The sequence below is a fragment of the Lysobacter antibioticus genome, from assembly GCF_001442535.1.
In the GTDB taxonomy this organism is placed as follows: domain Bacteria; phylum Pseudomonadota; class Gammaproteobacteria; order Xanthomonadales; family Xanthomonadaceae; genus Lysobacter; species Lysobacter antibioticus.
The window spans coordinates 209,691-226,319 of sequence record NZ_CP013141.1; the positions used below are offsets into that span (position 1 = coordinate 209,691).

Annotated in this window: 16 protein-coding genes and 1 tRNA gene; 16 read left to right on the forward strand and 1 reads right to left on the reverse strand. The window is 65.9% G+C overall.

The genetic code is table 11. From position 1 onward, the window contains the following. Nucleotides 1-461: 461 nt before the first annotated feature. The gene (locus GLA29479_RS00865; RefSeq protein WP_057970496.1) at nucleotides 462-998 is read right to left on the reverse strand and encodes a DNA-deoxyinosine glycosylase; all 537 of its coding nucleotides are present in this window, start codon (nucleotides 996-998) and stop codon (nucleotides 462-464) included. 201 nt (nucleotides 999-1,199) lie between these two features. Here GLA29479_RS00865 and tpiA point away from each other — a divergent pair, with 201 nt between their 5' ends. From tpiA to GLA29479_RS00945, 16 genes are all read left to right on the forward strand, one after another. After that, on the forward strand, nucleotides 1,200-1,952 hold the full coding sequence (gene tpiA, locus GLA29479_RS00870; RefSeq protein WP_057970497.1) for a triose-phosphate isomerase: 753 nt from the start codon (nucleotides 1,200-1,202) through the stop codon (nucleotides 1,950-1,952). A gap of 73 nt (nucleotides 1,953-2,025) precedes the next feature. Further along, on the forward strand, nucleotides 2,026-2,520 hold the full coding sequence (gene secG / locus GLA29479_RS00875; RefSeq protein ID WP_057970498.1) for a preprotein translocase subunit SecG: 495 nt from the start codon (nucleotides 2,026-2,028) through the stop codon (nucleotides 2,518-2,520). A 122-nt stretch (nucleotides 2,521-2,642) separates the two neighbouring features. Next, nucleotides 2,643-2,727, forward strand: a tRNA-Leu gene (locus GLA29479_RS00880). Between the two features lie 178 nt (nucleotides 2,728-2,905). Beyond that, complete coding sequence (locus GLA29479_RS00885) at nucleotides 2,906-3,262, forward strand: NADH-quinone oxidoreductase subunit A (RefSeq protein WP_031370881.1); 357 nt, start codon at nucleotides 2,906-2,908, stop codon at nucleotides 3,260-3,262. Then, a complete protein-coding gene (locus tag GLA29479_RS00890) occupies nucleotides 3,253-3,840 on the forward strand; it encodes a NuoB/complex I 20 kDa subunit family protein (protein ID WP_031370880.1) in 588 nt (195 codons plus the stop codon). Before GLA29479_RS00885 ends, GLA29479_RS00890 begins: the two co-directional genes overlap by 10 nt. Then, on the forward strand, nucleotides 3,837-4,556 hold the full coding sequence (locus tag GLA29479_RS00895) for an NADH-quinone oxidoreductase subunit C (RefSeq protein ID WP_057970499.1): 720 nt from the start codon (nucleotides 3,837-3,839) through the stop codon (nucleotides 4,554-4,556). Before GLA29479_RS00890 ends, GLA29479_RS00895 begins: the two co-directional genes overlap by 4 nt. 20 nt (nucleotides 4,557-4,576) lie before the next feature. Beyond that, nucleotides 4,577-5,866: an NADH-quinone oxidoreductase subunit D gene (locus tag GLA29479_RS00900; protein WP_057920083.1), complete on the forward strand. Its 1,290-nt coding sequence runs from the start codon at nucleotides 4,577-4,579 to the stop codon at nucleotides 5,864-5,866. Between the two features lie 151 nt (nucleotides 5,867-6,017). Next, nucleotides 6,018-6,545 carry an NADH-quinone oxidoreductase subunit NuoE gene (gene nuoE, locus GLA29479_RS00905; protein WP_057970500.1) on the forward strand — a complete coding sequence of 176 codons (528 nt, stop codon included), beginning with the start codon at nucleotides 6,018-6,020 and terminating at the stop codon, nucleotides 6,543-6,545. An 11-nt stretch (nucleotides 6,546-6,556) separates the two neighbouring features. Next, nucleotides 6,557-7,921: an NADH-quinone oxidoreductase subunit NuoF gene (gene nuoF, locus GLA29479_RS00910; RefSeq protein WP_057918248.1), complete on the forward strand. Its 1,365-nt coding sequence runs from the start codon at nucleotides 6,557-6,559 to the stop codon at nucleotides 7,919-7,921. A gap of 103 nt (nucleotides 7,922-8,024) precedes the next feature. Then, nucleotides 8,025-10,256 carry an NADH-quinone oxidoreductase subunit NuoG gene (gene nuoG / locus GLA29479_RS00915; protein WP_057970501.1) on the forward strand — a complete coding sequence of 744 codons (2,232 nt, stop codon included), beginning with the start codon at nucleotides 8,025-8,027 and terminating at the stop codon, nucleotides 10,254-10,256. A 5-nt stretch (nucleotides 10,257-10,261) separates the two neighbouring features. Further along, entirely contained in the window at nucleotides 10,262-11,338 is a 1,077-nt protein-coding gene (nuoH, locus tag GLA29479_RS00920) for an NADH-quinone oxidoreductase subunit NuoH (protein WP_031370874.1), read from the forward strand. A gap of 13 nt (nucleotides 11,339-11,351) precedes the next feature. Next, on the forward strand, nucleotides 11,352-11,840 hold the full coding sequence (gene nuoI, locus GLA29479_RS00925) for an NADH-quinone oxidoreductase subunit NuoI (protein WP_031370873.1): 489 nt from the start codon (nucleotides 11,352-11,354) through the stop codon (nucleotides 11,838-11,840). An 11-nt stretch (nucleotides 11,841-11,851) separates the two neighbouring features. Further along, nucleotides 11,852-12,490, forward strand: a complete 639-nt coding sequence (locus GLA29479_RS00930) for an NADH-quinone oxidoreductase subunit J (RefSeq protein ID WP_057918245.1) — start codon at nucleotides 11,852-11,854, stop codon at nucleotides 12,488-12,490. Beyond that, nucleotides 12,487-12,813 (forward strand): NADH-quinone oxidoreductase subunit NuoK, encoded by a 327-nt coding sequence (nuoK, locus tag GLA29479_RS00935; RefSeq protein WP_057918244.1) that lies wholly within the window; start codon nucleotides 12,487-12,489, stop codon nucleotides 12,811-12,813. Before GLA29479_RS00930 ends, nuoK begins: the two co-directional genes overlap by 4 nt. A gap of 6 nt (nucleotides 12,814-12,819) precedes the next feature. Further along, nucleotides 12,820-14,958, forward strand: coding sequence for an NADH-quinone oxidoreductase subunit L (gene nuoL, locus GLA29479_RS00940; RefSeq protein WP_057918243.1), 2,139 nt, complete (start codon nucleotides 12,820-12,822; stop codon nucleotides 14,956-14,958). A 19-nt stretch (nucleotides 14,959-14,977) separates the two neighbouring features. Beyond that, nucleotides 14,978-16,495, forward strand: a complete 1,518-nt coding sequence (locus GLA29479_RS00945) for an NADH-quinone oxidoreductase subunit M (protein WP_057970502.1) — start codon at nucleotides 14,978-14,980, stop codon at nucleotides 16,493-16,495. The last annotated feature ends 134 nt before the right edge of the window (nucleotides 16,496-16,629 follow it).

The following is a 16,629-nucleotide window of genomic DNA, read 5'->3' on the forward strand; positions in this document are numbered from 1 at the left end:
AACGGCGTTTCGGCGCTGCTGGTGTCGATCACGACGACGGCGCAGCGACTTCCTGTTGGTGCGGACGAAAGGCTCCGCTTCCCGCGGCGCCCGGAGGGCCGCAAGCGATCGAGTGATGGTGGTGGGCCCTGCTGGGCGGTTAACCCCAACAAACGGCGGTGCCCTGGAGCGCAGGACAGGGTCGGACGGAAAAAAATCTCCGGTAGGGTCTCGGGCGGGCAGGGGCGGGGCCGCTTTCGCCAAGCCGAAAGCCCGTAGCGGCGCGGGTTTCAGCAGTCCGGGCCCGGTTCGGGCCGGGGCCGCGGATGTTGCAGACGTGAATCACCCGGGCCGCGATCCGGAGGGCGCAGCCGAGCGGTCACCGATGGCCGCGATGCGGGTTTCGCGGACGGATCGGCCGGCGAGGGCTCTGATCGGCCAGGCGTTCAGCCCGGCAATCAGTCCGGCAATCAGCCGAGGAGTCAGTCGGCTACGGCGACGCCGGCTTCGCGCAGGGCCTCGCGCCAGGCCGTCCACTTCGTCTCGTTGCGCTGCGAGGCGTTGGCCGGGCTGGTCGAGGGCAGCCGGCGCAGGATCAGGTCCGGGCGGGCCAGCGGCTTGAGGACGAAGCGGCGGAACGCGTGTTCGGCCTTGGCGCCGTTGAACAGCAGGGTGCGTACCTGCCGATGGCGAGCCAGGAAGCCGGGGAAGTCGTTGGCGACCGCGGTCTCGTCGCGGATCGCCGAGTCCAGGCTGCCCTCGCGCTCGCATTCGGCAAGCACGTCCCACAGGGCGATGCCGGCGGCGCGCAGGCGCTCCAGCCGCTGTTCGTACGCCAATTCCGGGCCGGCGCCGACCGCCGCGCCCATGATCGGCCAGAAGCGGTTCCGCGGATGGGCGTAATAGCGCCCTGCGGTGAGCGAAGCGGCCCCGGGCATGCTGCCGAGCACCAGTACTTTGGCGTCGGGAGCCTCGATCGGCGCGAAGCTGTGCAGGGTGGGCGAGGGCGTTGGGCTCATGCGGGGCGGGGGAGGGGATGAGTATCGAGTGCGCAGGAGTGAGGAACGAGCAGGGCGGCATCTCACTAAGTAGGGGCGGACGCGCCGGAAACGAGGGCGGCGAGCCGCTGCGCTCGTTCCTCGCTCCTCTCCACTGACGCCTCTCCACTCAGTCCTGGTCGATGAATGTAAACTGCGCGCCTCAGCATCAAGGGAGTCGCCATGCGCCGCAGGATCGTCGCCGGAAACTGGAAGCTGCACGGCAGCCGCGAGTTCGCTTTCGCCTTGCTCGACGAAGTCGCAGCGCAAACGCCGCCGTCCGGTGTCGAACGCCTGATCCTACCGCCGCTGCCGTACCTGGGCGAGCTGATCGAACACTATGGCGAGCGCGGCCTGAGCTTCGGCGCCCAGGACGTGAGCAGCAACGAGAAGGGCGCCTACACCGGCGAAGTCTCCGCCGCGATGCTCAAGGACGTCGGCGCCGGCTACGGCCTGGTCGGCCACTCCGAGCGCCGCCAGTACCACGCCGAAAGCAGTGAACTGGTCGCGCGCAAGTTCGCCGCCGCCAAGGCCGCCGGGCTGGTGCCGATCCTGTGCATCGGCGAGACCCTGGCCGAGCGCGAAGACGGCCAGACCCAGTGGCGCCTGCAGGAACAACTGGCGCCGATTTTCGAGTTGCTCGGCGTGGCCGCGCTGGAAGGCGCGATCGTGGCCTACGAGCCGGTCTGGGCCATCGGCACCGGCAAGACCGCCACGCCCGAACAGGCCCAGGACGTCCACGCATTCATTCGTAGCGAAATCGCTTCACACGATGCTACAATCGCTGGCTCGCTACCGATCCTTTACGGCGGAAGCGTGAAAGCCGACAACGCCGCCGCGCTGTTTTCCCAGCCGGACGTCGATGGCGGCCTGGTCGGCGGCGCCTCCCTGGTCGCAGCGGACTTCAACGCCATCGCACTCGCGGCGGCACCCTGATCGAGCGGGCCCGATGAACCTCGTGGGCCCGGCACGGTCGTAACAAGCAGTCCGAATCGAAGAATCCTTAACGATGCTGTTGTTCCTCAACGTCATCTATGTGTTGATCGCGATCGCCATGATCGCGCTGATCCTGATGCAGCGCGGCGCGGGTGCGCAGGCGGGCTCGGGTTTCGGCGGCGGTGCCTCGGCGACCGTGTTCGGTGCCCGCGGTTCGTCGAACTTCCTGTCCAAGGCCACCAAGTGGCTGGCGATCGCGTTTTTCGTGATCAGCCTCTTCATGGCCTGGCAGGCGAGTCGCACCGCGGTCACCCCGGACAAGCCCAGTGTCGGTCTCATGGGCAGCGTCCCGCAGGCGACGGCTCCGGCTCCGTCGGCGACCGCTGCTCCGGCCGCCAGCACCCCGGCGGCTCCGGCCACCAGCGTGCCGCAGGCTCCGGCAAGCCAGTCCGCTCCGGCGACGGCTCCGGCACCCGCGACCCAGGTTCCGGCGGCTCCGGCCACCGTGCCGACGCAGGTTCCGGCCGAGCAGGCAGCCCCGGCAAAGCAGCCGACTACTGGCGGCTGAGATAAACAGGTTAAAATAGAGTTCCAGCGCCCCGCTCGGATGGCGGGGCAGGTCAGCGATGACCGAGCGACTTCGCAAGACCCTTGTGAAGTCGAAGCCAGGATGGCTTGGTTGGATACAGTGCCCAGATGGCGGAATTGGTAGACGCACTACCTTGAGGTGGTAGCGACTTAGGTCGTGGGGGTTCGAGTCCCCCTTTGGGCACCATTCCATTCCTAGCTTCACACTCCTAGCTCCAAGCAATTCGCAACTCGCACCACGGTACGCAGGTGCGGCACGCACGGCGGGCCGCGACCCGCCGTCCCAACGACTGGGCGCCCGGGCGCCAAGCCAAGGTCGCGGAAACGCGCCCATGTAGCCGAACAAGTAGCCGAGAGAACACCGCGTGCTGGCCGAATACCTGCCGACTCTGTTGTTCCTGATCGTCGCCAGCGTCATTGGCGTCGCCCTGTTGGTAGTAGGCAATACGCTCGGGCCCAAGCGCCCGACTGCGGAGAAACTGTCTCCGTACGAATGCGGCTTCGAAGCCTTCGAAGACGCGCGCATGCAATTCGACGTGCGCTACTACCTGATCGCCATCCAGTTCATCATCTTCGACCTGGAAATCATCTTCATCGTGCCTTGGGCCACGGTGTTCCGAGACCTCGGACCGATCGGCCTGATCGAGATGGGCATTTTCGCCAGCATGCTCCTGCTCGGCTTCGTTTACGTCTGGAAGAAGGGAGCGCTCGAATGGGAGTGATCCAAACCGTTGGCGACAAGGTTTCGGGCCTGATGCACAACCCGATCCCGGAAGGCCGCCTCGACGACATCCTGCGCCCGGAAGGCGAGAACCCGCTGCTGCAGCAGGGTTTCGTGACCACCAATCTGGACACGCTCTGGAACTGGGCGCGCACCGGCTCGATGTGGCCGATGACCTTCGGTCTGGCCTGCTGCGCGGTCGAGATGATGCACGCCGGCGCTTCGCGCCTGGACCTGGACCGTTACGGCGTGGTGTTCCGCCCGTCGCCGCGCCAGTCCGACGTGATGATCGTCGCCGGCACCCTGGTCAACAAGATGGCCCCGGCGTTGCGCAAGGTCTACGACCAGATGCCCGACCCGAAGTGGGTGATCTCGATGGGCAGCTGCGCCAACGGCGGCGGCTACTACCACTATTCCTATGCGGTCGTGCGCGGTTGCGACCGCGTGGTGCCGGTCGACGTCTACGTTCCCGGCTGCCCGCCGACCGCCGAAGCGCTGGTCTACGGCATCCTGCAGTTGCAGCGCAAGATCCGCCGCGGCACCAACTTCGGCGATCACAAGCAAGGCGTCCGCGAATGAGCACTGCGAACCTTGCCGAGCGTCTGCGCGAACGTTTCGCCGACGCTCTGGTCGTCGTGGCCGAACCGCGCGGCGAACTGACCCTCGAAGTCTCTCCGGCCGCCTGGCTGGCCGCGGCGCGCGCCCTGCGCGACGAGTTCGGTTTCGAGCAATGCGTCGACGTCAGCGGCGTCGACTACCTGAGCTACGGCGGCGACGAGTGGAGCACCGACGTCTCCTCGGAAGGTTTCTCGCGCGGCGTCGAAGGCAAGAGCGCCGGCCGTTTCCGTTGGGGCGAGTCGCCCAACGGAGATGCCTCGACGCCGGAGCGCCGCTTCGCCGCGGTCGCCCATCTGCTGTCGTGCCAGCACAACTATCGCCTGCGCTTGAAGACGTTCGCCCAGAACGACGACCTGCCGGTGGTGGGCTCGCTGACCTCGATCTGGCCGGGTGTGAATTGGTTCGAGCGCGAAGCCTTCGACCTCTACGGCATCATCTTCGAAGGCCATCCGGACCTGCGCCGCATCCTGACCGACTACGGTTTCGTCGGCTATCCGTTCCGCAAGGACTTCCCCCTGATCGGCAACGTCGAAGTGCGTTACGACGCCGAGAAGAAGCGCGTGGTCTACGAGCCGGTCTCGATCGAGCCGCGCGTCGGCGTGCCGCGCGTGATCCGCGACGACGCGCGCTACCAGACCGCCGTCGGCGAAGCCGCCCAGCGCGGCGAGGTGAAGTGATGTCCAACCCCGCCACCACGATGCCGTTCGTCAACAGCGGCACCTCGGGCCTCAACAACGCCGAGATCCGCAACTACACGCTCAACTTCGGTCCCCAGCATCCGGCCGCGCACGGCGTGCTGCGCCTGATCCTGGAAATGGACGGCGAAGTCGTGCAACGCGCCGATCCGCACATCGGCCTGCTGCACCGCGGCACCGAGAAGCTGGCCGAGTCCAAGCCGTTCAACCAGTCGATCGGCTACATGGATCGCCTGGATTACGTGTCGATGATGTGCAACGAGCACGCCTACGTGCGCGCGATCGAAACCCTGATGGGAATCGAGGCGCCCGAGCGTGCGCAGTACATCCGCACCATGTTCGACGAAATCACCCGCATCCTGAACCACCTGATGTGGGTCGGTTCCAACGCGCTCGACCTGGGCGCGATGGCGGTGTTCCTGTACGCCTTCCGCGAGCGCGAAGAGCTCATGGACTGCTACGAAGCGGTCAGCGGCGCGCGCATGCACGCCGCCTACTACCGTCCCGGCGGCGTCTATCGCGATCTGCCCGAGAGGATGCCGAAGTACAAGGAATCGCCGTGGAAGAAAGGCAATAGCCTCAAGCGCTTCAACGAGTGGCGCGAAGGCTCGATGCTCGACTACCTGGATGCGTTCACCGACGATTTCCCCAAGCGCGTCGACGAGTACGAGACGCTGCTGACCGATAACCGCATTTGGAAGCAGCGCACCGTCGGCGTGGGCGTGATCTCGCCGGAGCAGGCCCTGGCCTGGGGCATGACCGGTCCGATGATCCGCGGCTCCGGCATCGCCTGGGACCTGCGCAAGAAGCAGCCCTACGCCAAGTACGCCGAGGTCGATTTCGACATCCCGGTCGGCGTCAACGGCGATTGCTACGACCGTTACCTGGTGCGGGTCGCGGAAATGCGCGAGTCCACCCGCATCATCAAGCAGTGCGTGAAGTGGCTGCGCGCCAATCCCGGCCCCGTGATCGTCGACAACTTCAAGGTCGCCCCGCCCAAGCGCGAGGAGATGAAGGACGACATGGAAGCCCTGATCCATCACTTCAAGCTGTTCTCCGAAGGCTATTGCGTGCCGGCCGGCGAGACCTATGCCGCGGTCGAGGCGCCCAAGGGCGAGTTCGGCTGCTACCTGGTCTCCGACGGCGCCAACAAGCCGTTCCGGGTCAAGCTGCGCGCGCCGGGCTTCGCCCACCTGTCGTCGATGGACGAGGTCGTGAAGGGCCACATGCTCGCCGACGTGGTGGCGATGATCGGCACCTACGACATCGTGTTCGGCGAGATCGATCGGTGAAGGCGACAATCGGGAATCGGGAAAGGGGAATCGATAAAGCTGAGGTCGTGTGGTTTTACGCCGAGCTTCTCCGATTCGCCCGCTCCGCCTTCTCGCTTTTACGCTTTTCCCGACTCTCGATTCCCCATTCCCGATTCCCGGCTTTACCCTTATGAAAGCGACAGGCAATTTCGAAGCCACCCAGCACGTCGATCCGATGCTCGCGCTGTCGGACCAGACGCGTGCGCATATCGATCACTGGCTGAGCAAGTTTCCGCCGGACCGTAAGCGCTCGGCGGTGCTGCAGGGTCTGCATGCGGCGCAGGAACAGAACGGCGGTTGGTTGACCGACGAGCTGATCGCCGCGGTCGCCAAGTACCTGAGCCTGCCGCCGGTGTGGGCTTACGAGGTCGCCAGCTTCTACTCGATGTTCGAGACCGAGAAAGTCGGCCGCAACAACGTCGCTTTCTGCACCAACATCAGCTGCTGGCTCAACGGCGCCGAGGACCTGGTCCGGCACGCCGAGAAGAAGCTCGGCTGCAAGCTCGGCGAATCCACCGCCGACGGCCGCGTCTTCCTCAAGCGCGAGGAAGAGTGCCTGGCCGCGTGCTGCGGCGCGCCGGTGGTCGTCGTCAATGGTCATTACCACGAGAAGCTCGACGCGACCCAGGTCGACGCGCTGCTCGACGGTTTGAAGTGAGGTCGGCCCCGATGGCGCATCACGGTCACCACGATTATTCCAAGGGCTACGGCCCGGTCGGCCCGGCTCCGCAGGAGCACCAGGTCGTCTACACGACGCTGCATTACGAAACCCCCTGGTCGTACGAGAACTATCTCAAGACCGGCGGCTACAGTGCGTTGCGCAAGATCCTCAGCGAGAAGACCGACCCGGCGCAGATCGTCGACATGGTCAAGGCCTCGGGCCTGCGCGGCCGCGGCGGCGCGGGCTTTCCGACCGGCCTGAAGTGGAGCTTCATGCCCAAGGGCAGCGGCACCCAGAAGTACATTTTGTGCAACTCGGACGAATCCGAGCCGGGCACCGCCAAGGACCGCGACATCCTGCGCTTCAACCCGCATGCGGTGGTCGAAGGCATGGCGATCGCCTGCTACGCGACCGGTTCGACCGTGGCCTACAACTACCTGCGCGGCGAATTCCATCACGAGCCGTTCGAGCATTTCGAGCAGGCGCTGAAGGAAGCCTACGAACACGGCTGGCTGGGCAAGAACGTGCTCGGCAGCGGCGTGGACATCGACATCTACGGCGCGCTCGGCGCCGGCGCCTACATCTGCGGCGAAGAAACCGCGCTGATGGAATCGCTGGAAGGCAAGAAGGGCCAGCCGCGCTACAAGCCGCCGTTCCCGGCCAACTTCGGCCTGTACGGCAAGCCGACCACGATCAACAACACCGAAACCTATGCTTCGGTGCCGGCGATCCTGCGCAACGGCGCGGAGTGGTTCCTCAACCTCGGCAAGCCGAACAATGGCGGCCCGAAGATCTTTTCGGTCTCCGGTCACGTCAATAATCCGGGCAATTTCGAGATCCGCCTCGGCACCCCGTTCGCCGATCTGCTGGAACTCGCCGGCGGTGTACGCGGCGGCCGCAAGCTCAAGGCGGTGATTCCCGGCGGCTCTTCGATGAAGGTGCTGCCGGCCGAGGCGATGATGGCCTGCACGATGGACTACGACTCGCTGCAGAAGGCCGGTTCCGGCCTCGGCTCGGGCGCGGTGATCGTGATGGACGAGACCGCCTGCATGGTCCGCGCGTGCCAGCGCATCGCCCGGTTCTATTTCAAGGAAAGCTGCGGCCAGTGCACGCCGTGCCGCGAAGGCACCGGCTGGATGTACCGCATGCTGACCCGCATCGTCGAGAAGCAGGCGACCTTGGACGATCTGCAGATGCTGCGCGCCGCCGCGGGCCAGATCGAAGGCCACACCATCTGCGCGTTCGGCGAAGCCGCCGCGTGGCCGGTGCAGGGTTTCCTGCATCACTTCTGGGGCGAGTTCGAGTACGCGATCGTCAACAAGCGTTTCCTGGTCGACGATCAGGCCGCCGGCAACGTGGAGATGGCGGCATGAGCGCGGCGCACTACCACAACCCCCATTGTTCGAACGCGTTGCGTCCGAACAATGCGCCCCTTGACTCAAGGGGCTCGTTCGTCGCTTTGATGGGGAGCTCGCTGTGAGCGCTCAACCGGTTAACCCCAATCTGCCGCCGGACCACGTCACCGTCTTCATCGACGGCGTCGAGATGGCCGCGCCGAAGGGTTCGATGATCATCCAGGCCGCCGACAAGGCCGGCATCGCGATCCCGCGTTTTTGCTACCACGACAAGCTGGCGATCGCGGCGAACTGCCGCATGTGCCTGGTCGAAGTCGAGAAGATGCCGAAGCCGGCGCCGGCCTGCGCCACGCCGGTGATGGACGGCATGAAGGTCGTCACGCGCAGCGAGAAGGCGCTGAAGTCGCAGCGCAACGTGATGGAGTTCCTGCTGGTCAATCACCCGCTCGACTGCCCGATCTGCGATCAGGGCGGCGAGTGCGAACTGCAAGACCTGTCGATGGGCTACGGCCGTTCGGTCAGCCGTTTCTCCGAGCGTAAGCGCGTGGTGCCCGACGAGGACATCGGCCCGCTGGTCGCCACCGAGATGACGCGCTGCATCCAGTGCACGCGCTGCGTCCGCTTCACCGCCGAGATCGCCGGTACCTACGAACTCGGCGGCATGTACCGCGGCGAGAACCTGCAGATCGGCACCTTCGACGGCAAGCCCTTGACCACCGAACTGTCGGGCAACGTCATCGACGTGTGCCCGGTCGGCGCGCTGACCAACAAGGTGTTCCAGTTCAAGGCGCGCCCGTGGGAACTTACCGCGCGCGAGTCGCTCGGCTATCACGACGCGCTCGGCAGCAACCTGTTCCTGCATGTGCGCCGCGGCGACGTGCTGCGCACCGTGCCGCGCGACAACGAAGCGGTCAACGAATGCTGGCTGTCGGACCGCGACCGTTATTCGCACCAGGGCCTGTACGCGGAAGACCGCGCTCAGCGCCCCATGGTCAAGGATGGCGGCGAGTGGCGCGAAGCCTCGTGGGACGAGGCCATGGCCCGCGCCGCGAAGATCCTGGGCGACAACGGCGGCGACAACCTCGGCGTGCTCGCGCACCCGGCGACCTCGAACGAAGAGGGCGCGTTGCTGGCGCGCCTGGCCGAGGCCCTGGGCACCGGCAACCTCGATCACCGCATCTCCCAGCACGACCTGTCCGACGCCGCCGTGGCCGAGACCTTCGCCATGCCGGTCGCCGAGATCGACACGGCCGACCTGGTCGTGATCGTCGGCAGCAACCTGCGCCACGAGCTGCCGCTGGTGCATCAGCGCGTGCGCAAGGCCTTCACCCGCGGCGCCAAAGTGCACGTGGTCAATCCGGTCGACTTCGATTTCACCTTCGACGTCGCCGGCAAGCGCATCGTCGCGCCATCGCAGCTCGCCGCCGCGCTCGGCGACGAAGCGCTGCGCGAAGTCGCCAAGAACGCCACGCATGCGGCGATCATCGTCGGCGCGCTGGCCGAGAACGGCCCCTACGCCGCCGCGATCCGCGCGGCCGCGAAGGCTTTCGCCGACGCCACCGGCGCGCGCCTGTGCCGCATTCCGCAGGGCGCGAACGCGGTCGGCCTGGCCCGTCAGGGCGTGTTGCCGAGCGCCCGCGATGCGCGCGGCATGCTCGACGAAGCACGCGGCGCCTACATCCTCTACGGCATCGAGCCGGGTCTGGATTTCGCCGACACCGCTAGTGCGCTGCGCGCGCTCGGCGCGGCTCAGGTCGTGGCCTTCAGCCATTACGCCTGCCGTTCGACCAAGTCCGTCGCCGACGTGATTCTGCCGATCGGCCTGCTGCCTGAAGTCGACGCCACTTTGACCAATCTCGACGGCATCGAGCAACGCGCGGTCTCCGGCGGCAAGCTGCCGGGCGAGGCGCGTCCGGGCTGGCGCGTGCTGCGCGCGCTCGGCGGCGAGCTGGCGGCCAAGGGCTTCGAATTCACCGATCTCGACGGCCTGCGCGCCGGTCTGCATGGCCGCGACGTCAAGCCGGCCGCCGGCCGCGCGCCGACGGCGGCGGGCGAGGGCATGGAAGTTGCGGTCTCGACCGCGATTTACCGCAGCGACGCCACCGTGCGCCGCGCGCCCGCGCTGCAATCGCACCCGCTCAATCTCGAGCCGCGTGCGGTGCTGCATTCCAGCGATGCCGCCGCGCTCGGTTTCTCCGACGGCGCGGTGGGCAAGTTCAGCGCCGGCGCCGGCACCGCCACGCTGCCGGTCGCGATCAGCGACAAGGTCGCGCCGGGTACGGTCTGGATCGAAAGCGGGCATGGCGCCACCGCGCCGCTCGGCGCCGCCCGCGTCAACGTGGTGAGGGCATGAGCGCGATGAACACTGCCACCGCAATCGCCCAAGTGGTCGATCCCTTCCACGCCTGGCTGGAGTCGTTCGGCATGGCCGGCACGGTCGCGTGGATCGTGCTCAAGATCCTGCTGATCGCGATGCCGGTGATCATCACCGTCGCTTTCTATGTGGTCTGGGAACGCAAGCTGATCGGCTGGATGCACGTGCGTCGTGGTCCGATGTACGTCGGCATGGGCATCCTCCAGGCCTTCGCCGACGTGTTCAAGCTGCTGTTCAAGGAAGTGATCCAGCCGACCAAGGCCGAGTCCTTCCTGTACAAGCTCGCGCCGCTGCTGACCCTGGCGCCCGCGTTCGCGGCCTGGGCGGTGGTGCCGTTCGACACCAAGCTGGTGTTGTCCAACGCCAACGCCGGTCTGTTGTATCTGCTGGCGATGACCTCGCTCGGCGTGTACGGCATCATCCTGGCCGGTTGGGCGTCGAACTCGAAATACGCCTTCCTCGGCGCGATGCGCGCCGCGGCCCAGGTGGTCTCGTACGAAATCGCCATGGGCTTCGCCATGGTCGGCGTGATGGTCGGCGCCGGCAGCCTCAACCTTACCGACATCGTGATGGCGCAGTCCGGCAACGCCGGCGCGCTGGAATGGTTCGCGCTGCCGATGCTGCCGCTGTTCGTGGTCTATTTCATCTCCGGCGTGGCCGAGACCAACCGCGCGCCGTTCGACGTCGTCGAAGGCGAGTCGGAAATCGTCGCCGGCCACATGGTGGAGTATTCGGGGTCGGCGTTCGCGCTGTTCTTCCTGGCCGAATACGCCAACATGATCCTGATCAGCTTCCTGACCTCGCTGTTCTTCCTCGGCGGCTGGCTTAGCCCGTTCCAAGGCCTGGGCATTCCGCTGCTGTCGGTCGACGGCTGGTGGTGGCTGCTGGTCAAGGTGTTCTTCTTCGCCAGCTGCTTCATCTGGTTCCGCGCTTCGTTCCCGCGCTATCGCTACGACCAGATCATGCGTCTGGGCTGGAAGGTCTTCATCCCCTTGACCATCGCCTGGATCTGCGTGGTCGCGGTGATGGCGTACTACGGCGTCTTCCAGCCGGGACAGTGAGACAGGCATCCTAATGAACCGCATCGTTTCCTATTTCAAGAGCCTGCTCCTGATCGAGCTCGCACAGGGCCTTGGGCTGACGCTCAAGTACCTGTTCAAGCCCAAGTACACGCTGATGTACCCGATGGAGAAGACCCCGCAATCGCCGCGCTTCCGCGGCGTGCACGCGCTGCGCCGTTATCCCAACGGCGAAGAGCGCTGCATCGCCTGCAAGCTGTGCGAGGCGGTGTGTCCGGCGCTGGCGATCACGATCGACTCGGAAAAGCGCGCCGACGGCACCCGCCGCACCACGCGCTACGACATCGATCTGTTCAAGTGCATCTTCTGCGGCTTCTGCGAAGAGTCCTGCCCGGTCGACTCGATCGTGGAAACCCACATCCACGAGTATCACTTCGACCAACGCGGACAGAACATCGTCAACAAGCAGCAGCTGCTGGCCATCGGCGACCGTCTCGAAACCGAGATCGCCGAGCGCCGCGCTGCCGACGCCGCCTTCCGCTGAGTACACACGATATGGATCTCGCCCAGATCGCTTTCTTCGTCTTCGCCGCCGCGGCCACGCTGTCGGCGGTGGCCGTGATCAGCCTGAAAAACCCGGTCCACGCCGCGCTCAGCCTGGTGCTGACCTTCTTCTCGGTGGCCTGCGTGTGGATCATCGCCGGCGCCGAATTCCTCGGCGTGGCCCTGATCCTGGTCTACGTCGGCGCGGTGATGGTGCTGTTCCTGTTCGTGGTGATGATGCTCGATATCGACGTGGCGCCGCTGCGCGAAGGTTACGTCCGCTATCTGCCGTTCGGCCTGCTGGTCGCGGTGGTGATGCTGGTCGAGATGCTGACCCTGATCGGGGTCAAGGCCAACCTGGCCGCGCCGCTGACCGCGGACGCCGCCGGCGCCTCCAACACCAAGTGGCTGGCGCACGCGCTGTTCACCGACTTCCTGCTGCCGTTCGAGATCGCCGCGGTGATCCTGACAGTGGCGGTGATCGCCGCGGTCATGCTGACCCTGCGTCGTCGCCCAGGCGCCAAGCACCAGAACCCGAGCGCCCAGGCCCGCGTCCGCGCCAGCGACCGTATCCGCCTGATCAAGATGGACGCGGTCAAACCGGTGGTGCCGGCGCCCGCCGAACCCGTCGCACAGGAGGCCAAGCCGTGAGCGAATTCTTCGGGGCCGGCCTTGCATTAGGCCATTACCTCGCCCTCGGCGCGGTGCTGTTCTGCATCAGCGTCGCCGGCATTTTCCTCAACCGCAAGAACGTGATCGTGTTGCTGATGTCGATCGAGCTGATGCTGCTCGCCGTCAACATCAACTTCGTCGCGTTCTCGCGTCAGCTGGCCGATCCGGCCGGTCAGGTGTTCGTGTTCTTCATCCTGACCGTCGCCGCCGCCGAGGCCGCCATCGGCCTGGCGATCCTGGTCACGCTGTTCCGCAACCGGCGCACGATCAACGTCGCTGAAATCGACACGATGAAAGGCTGATCCGGCATGGAACCCGCAATCTCCAAGTCCATCCTGCTGGCGATCGTGCTCGCGCCGTTGCTCGGCTCGATCATCGCCGGCCTGTTCGGACGCAAGGTCGGCCGCGCCGGCTCGCACACGATCACCATCCTCGGCGTCGCCGCGAGCTGCGCGATGTCGGTGTACGTGCTCTGGCAGCTGGCCGGGCAGGGCGCCCCGCCGTTCAACGAGAACGTCTACACCTGGTTCCAGGTCGGCGGTTATGAGGCCCACGTCGGCTTCATGATCGACAAGCTGACCGCGATGATGATGGTGGTGGTCACCTTCGTCTCGCTGCTGGTCCACGTCTACACCATCGGCTACATGGCCGACGACCCGGGTTACCAGCGCTTCTTCAGCTATATCTCGCTGTTCACCTTCTCGATGCTCATGCTGGTCATGAGCAACAACTTCCTGCAGTTGTTCTTCGGTTGGGAAGCGGTGGGCCTGGTGTCGTACCTGCTGATCGGTTTCTGGTTCAAGAAGCCGACCGCGGTGTTCGCCAACATGAAGGCGTTCCTGGTCAACCGCGTCGGCGACTTCGGCTTCCTGCTCGGCATCTGCGCGGTGATGTGGGCGCTGGGTTCGCTCGACTACGGCACCGTGTTCGCCAACGCGCCGACCCTGGCCGACCGCACCATCCAGGTGTGGGGCGGCGAGCACCCGATCGTCTGGTCGCTGCCGACGGTGATCTGCATCTGTCTGTTCATCGGCGCGATGGGCAAGTCGGCGCAGGTGCCGCTGCACGTGTGGCTGCCCGACTCGATGGAAGGCCCGACCCCGATCTCGGCGCTGATCCACGCCGCGACGATGGTCACCGCCGGCATCTTCATGGTCGCGCGCATGTCGCCGCTGTTCGAGCTGTCGCAGACGGCATTGAACTTCGTGCTCTTCATCGGCGCCACCACCGCCTTCTGGACCGGCCTGATCGGTATCGTCCAGAACGACATCAAGCGCGTGGTCGCGTACTCGACCCTGTCGCAGCTGGGCTACATGACCGTCGCGCTGGGCGTGTCGGCGTACTCGGCCGCGGTCTACCACCTGATGACCCACGCCTTCTTCAAGGCGCTGCTGTTCCTCGCCGCCGGCTCGGTCATCATCGGCATGCATCACGAGCAGGACATGCGCAAGATGGGCGGCCTGCGCAAGTACATGCCGATCACCTACTGGACCAGCTTGCTCGGCACGCTGGCCTTGGTCGGCACGCCGTTCTTCGCCGGTTTCTACTCGAAGGACACCATCATCGAGGCCGCGCACCACGCCGCGCACGGCGAGCACGCCAACTGGGTCGCCCAGTACGCCTATTGGGCGGTGCTGCTCGGCGCCTTCGTGACCGCGTTCTACAGCTTCCGCCTGCTGTACATGACCTTCCACGGCAAGGAGCGTTTCCGCGACGCGCATGCCGGGCACGGTCACGACGGGCACCACGACGACCATGCGGCGCACGCCCATGACGATCATGGTCATGGCAAGCACGACGATGCGCACGACGATCATGGTCACCACGGTCCGCACGAGCCGCACGAATCGCCGTGGGTGGTCACCGTGCCGCTGATCCTGCTGGCGATCCCGTCGGTGCTGATCGGCTTCTTCACCGCCGGCCCGATGCTGTTCGGTACCGATTGGCTGGACTACAAGGTCAAGCAGCTGCCGTTCTTCCTCGGCGCGATCGACCTCGACGCCGCCCGCGACACCATCGCGATGGTCGGCGAGGAGGCCTGGCACGGTCCGGTGGCGTTCGCGCTGCACGGCTTCCAGGCGCCGGCGTTCTGGCTCGCGTTCTCGGGCTTCGCCCTGGCCACGGTCATGTACTGGTGGAAGCCGGAGCTGCCGGCCAAGGCGCGCAAGCTGTTCGCGCTGCCGGTGCGCATCCTGGAGAACAAGTACGGCATGGACAATCTGTGGATCGACGGCTTCGCCGCCGGCGGCGTGGGCATCGGCAAGGCCTCGCGCGCGGTCGACAGCAAGCTGATCGACGGCGCCGTCGTCAACGGCGGTGCGAGCCTGGTCGGCTTCGTCGCCAACCTGACCCGCCGCGTCCAATCCGGTTATCTCTACCACTACGCCTTCGCGATGATCCTCGGCCTGATTGCATTGCTCGCCGTCGTCATCCGGTTCTGGCACTAATCCGACAAGGACACCCGACGTGAGCCCCGTGCCCTTGCTTAGCATTCTGATCTGGCTGCCGATCCTCGGCGGTTTCGCCACCCTCGCGTTCGGCAACGAGCGCGCCAACGCCGCGCGTTGGTTCGCCCTGGTGGTGGCCCTCGTCACCCTCGGCCTGAGCGTGATGATGTTCACCCATGCCGATTTCGGCAGCGCGGCGATGCAGTTGGTCGAAGACCACGCCTGGATCCCGACCTACGACATCCGCTACCACCTCGGCGCAGACGGCATCTCGGCGGCGCTGATCGCGCTGACCACGCTGACCTCGACCCTGGTGCTGATCAGCGCCTGGACCTCGATCGACAAGCGCGTCAGCCAGTACTACGCCGCGTTCCTGATCCTCGAAGGCCTGATGGTCGGCGTGTTCTCGGCCCTGGACGCGATGCTGTTCTACGTGTTCTTCGAGGGCATGCTGATCCCGATGTTCATCATCATCGGCGTGTGGGGCGGCCCGCGCCGCGTCTACGCGTCGGTGAAGTTCTTCCTGTACACCTTCCTCGGCTCGGTGTTCATGCTGGTCGGGTTGATCTACCTGTACCTGAAGGGCGGCAGCTGGCAGTTGTCGGACATGTACGCGCTGCAGCTCAACGCGGTCGAGCAGATGTGGATCTTCTTCGGCTTCCTGATCGCCTTCGCGGTCAAGGTGCCGATGTTCCCGGTCCACACCTGGTTGCCGGACGCGCACGTCGAGGCGCCGACCGCCGGTTCGGTGATCCTGGCCGCGATCATGCTGAAGATCGGCGGCTACGGTTTCCTGCGTTTCGTCCTGCCGATCGTGCCGGACGCCGGCCACGAGTGGGCGTGGCTGGTGATCGCGCTGAGCCTGATCGCGATCATCTACGTCGGCATGGTCGCCCTGGTCCAGGACGACATGAAGAAGCTGATCGCGTACTCGTCGGTCTCGCACATGGGCTTCGTCACCCTGGGCACCTTCATCGCCTTCGCCCTGGTCCACAACGGCGATGCGCACGGCACCGATGCCGCGCGCCTCGGCCTGCAGGGCGCGATGGTGCAGATGATCAGCCACGGCTTCGTGTCGGGCGCGATGTTCACCTGCGTCGGCGTGCTCTACGACCGCATGCACAGCCGCATGATCAAAGACTACGGCGGCGTCGCCAACGTGATGCCGTGGTTCGCCGCGTTCGTGGTGTTGTTCGCGATGGCCAATTCCGGCCTGCCGGGCACCTCGGGTTTCGTCGGCGAGTTCATGGTGATCGTGGCCAGCTTCCAGCAGCACCCGCTGATCGCGTTCGGCGCGGCCACCACCCTGATCGTCGGCGCCGGCTACACCCTGTGGCTGGTCAAGCGGGTGATCTGGGGCGACGTCGGCAACGCCCACGTCGCCGAGCTGGAGGACATCAACCCGCGCGAAGCGCTGGTGCTGGGCGTGTTCGCGGCTGGCGTGCTGGTGCTCGGCCTGTGGCCGAAGCCGCTGACCGACCTGATGGAACCCGCGATCGCGAACCTGGCCAGCCAGATCGTCGCCAGTAAGTTGTGAACCCCGCGTGGGCTCAGGCCCGCGCGGTGGAGAAGTGAGTAGAAGCGAGTAGTGAGGAACGAGTAGGAAGCGCGAACGCGGCAGCTCACTTCTCACTCCTCTGAACTCGTTCCTAGAGCAAGGCTCGCCCAGGG

Coding starts and splice junctions, on each gene's coding strand:
- GLA29479_RS00865 (WP_057970496.1), bottom strand. CDS start 998: ATGAGCCCAACGCCCTCGCCCACCCTGCACAGCTTCGCGCCGATCGAG.
- tpiA (WP_057970497.1), top strand. CDS start 1,200: ATGCGCCGCAGGATCGTCGCCGGAAACTGGAAGCTGCACGGCAGCCGC.
- secG (WP_057970498.1), top strand. CDS start 2,026: ATGCTGTTGTTCCTCAACGTCATCTATGTGTTGATCGCGATCGCCATG.
- GLA29479_RS00890 (WP_031370880.1), top strand. CDS start 3,253: ATGGGAGTGATCCAAACCGTTGGCGACAAGGTTTCGGGCCTGATGCAC.
- GLA29479_RS00895 (WP_057970499.1), top strand. CDS start 3,837: ATGAGCACTGCGAACCTTGCCGAGCGTCTGCGCGAACGTTTCGCCGAC.
- GLA29479_RS00900 (WP_057920083.1), top strand. CDS start 4,577: ATGCCGTTCGTCAACAGCGGCACCTCGGGCCTCAACAACGCCGAGATC.
- nuoE (WP_057970500.1), top strand. CDS start 6,018: ATGAAAGCGACAGGCAATTTCGAAGCCACCCAGCACGTCGATCCGATG.
- nuoF (WP_057918248.1), top strand. CDS start 6,557: ATGGCGCATCACGGTCACCACGATTATTCCAAGGGCTACGGCCCGGTC.
- nuoH (WP_031370874.1), top strand. CDS start 10,262: ATGAACACTGCCACCGCAATCGCCCAAGTGGTCGATCCCTTCCACGCC.
- nuoI (WP_031370873.1), top strand. CDS start 11,352: ATGAACCGCATCGTTTCCTATTTCAAGAGCCTGCTCCTGATCGAGCTC.
- GLA29479_RS00930 (WP_057918245.1), top strand. CDS start 11,852: ATGGATCTCGCCCAGATCGCTTTCTTCGTCTTCGCCGCCGCGGCCACG.
- nuoL (WP_057918243.1), top strand. CDS start 12,820: ATGGAACCCGCAATCTCCAAGTCCATCCTGCTGGCGATCGTGCTCGCG.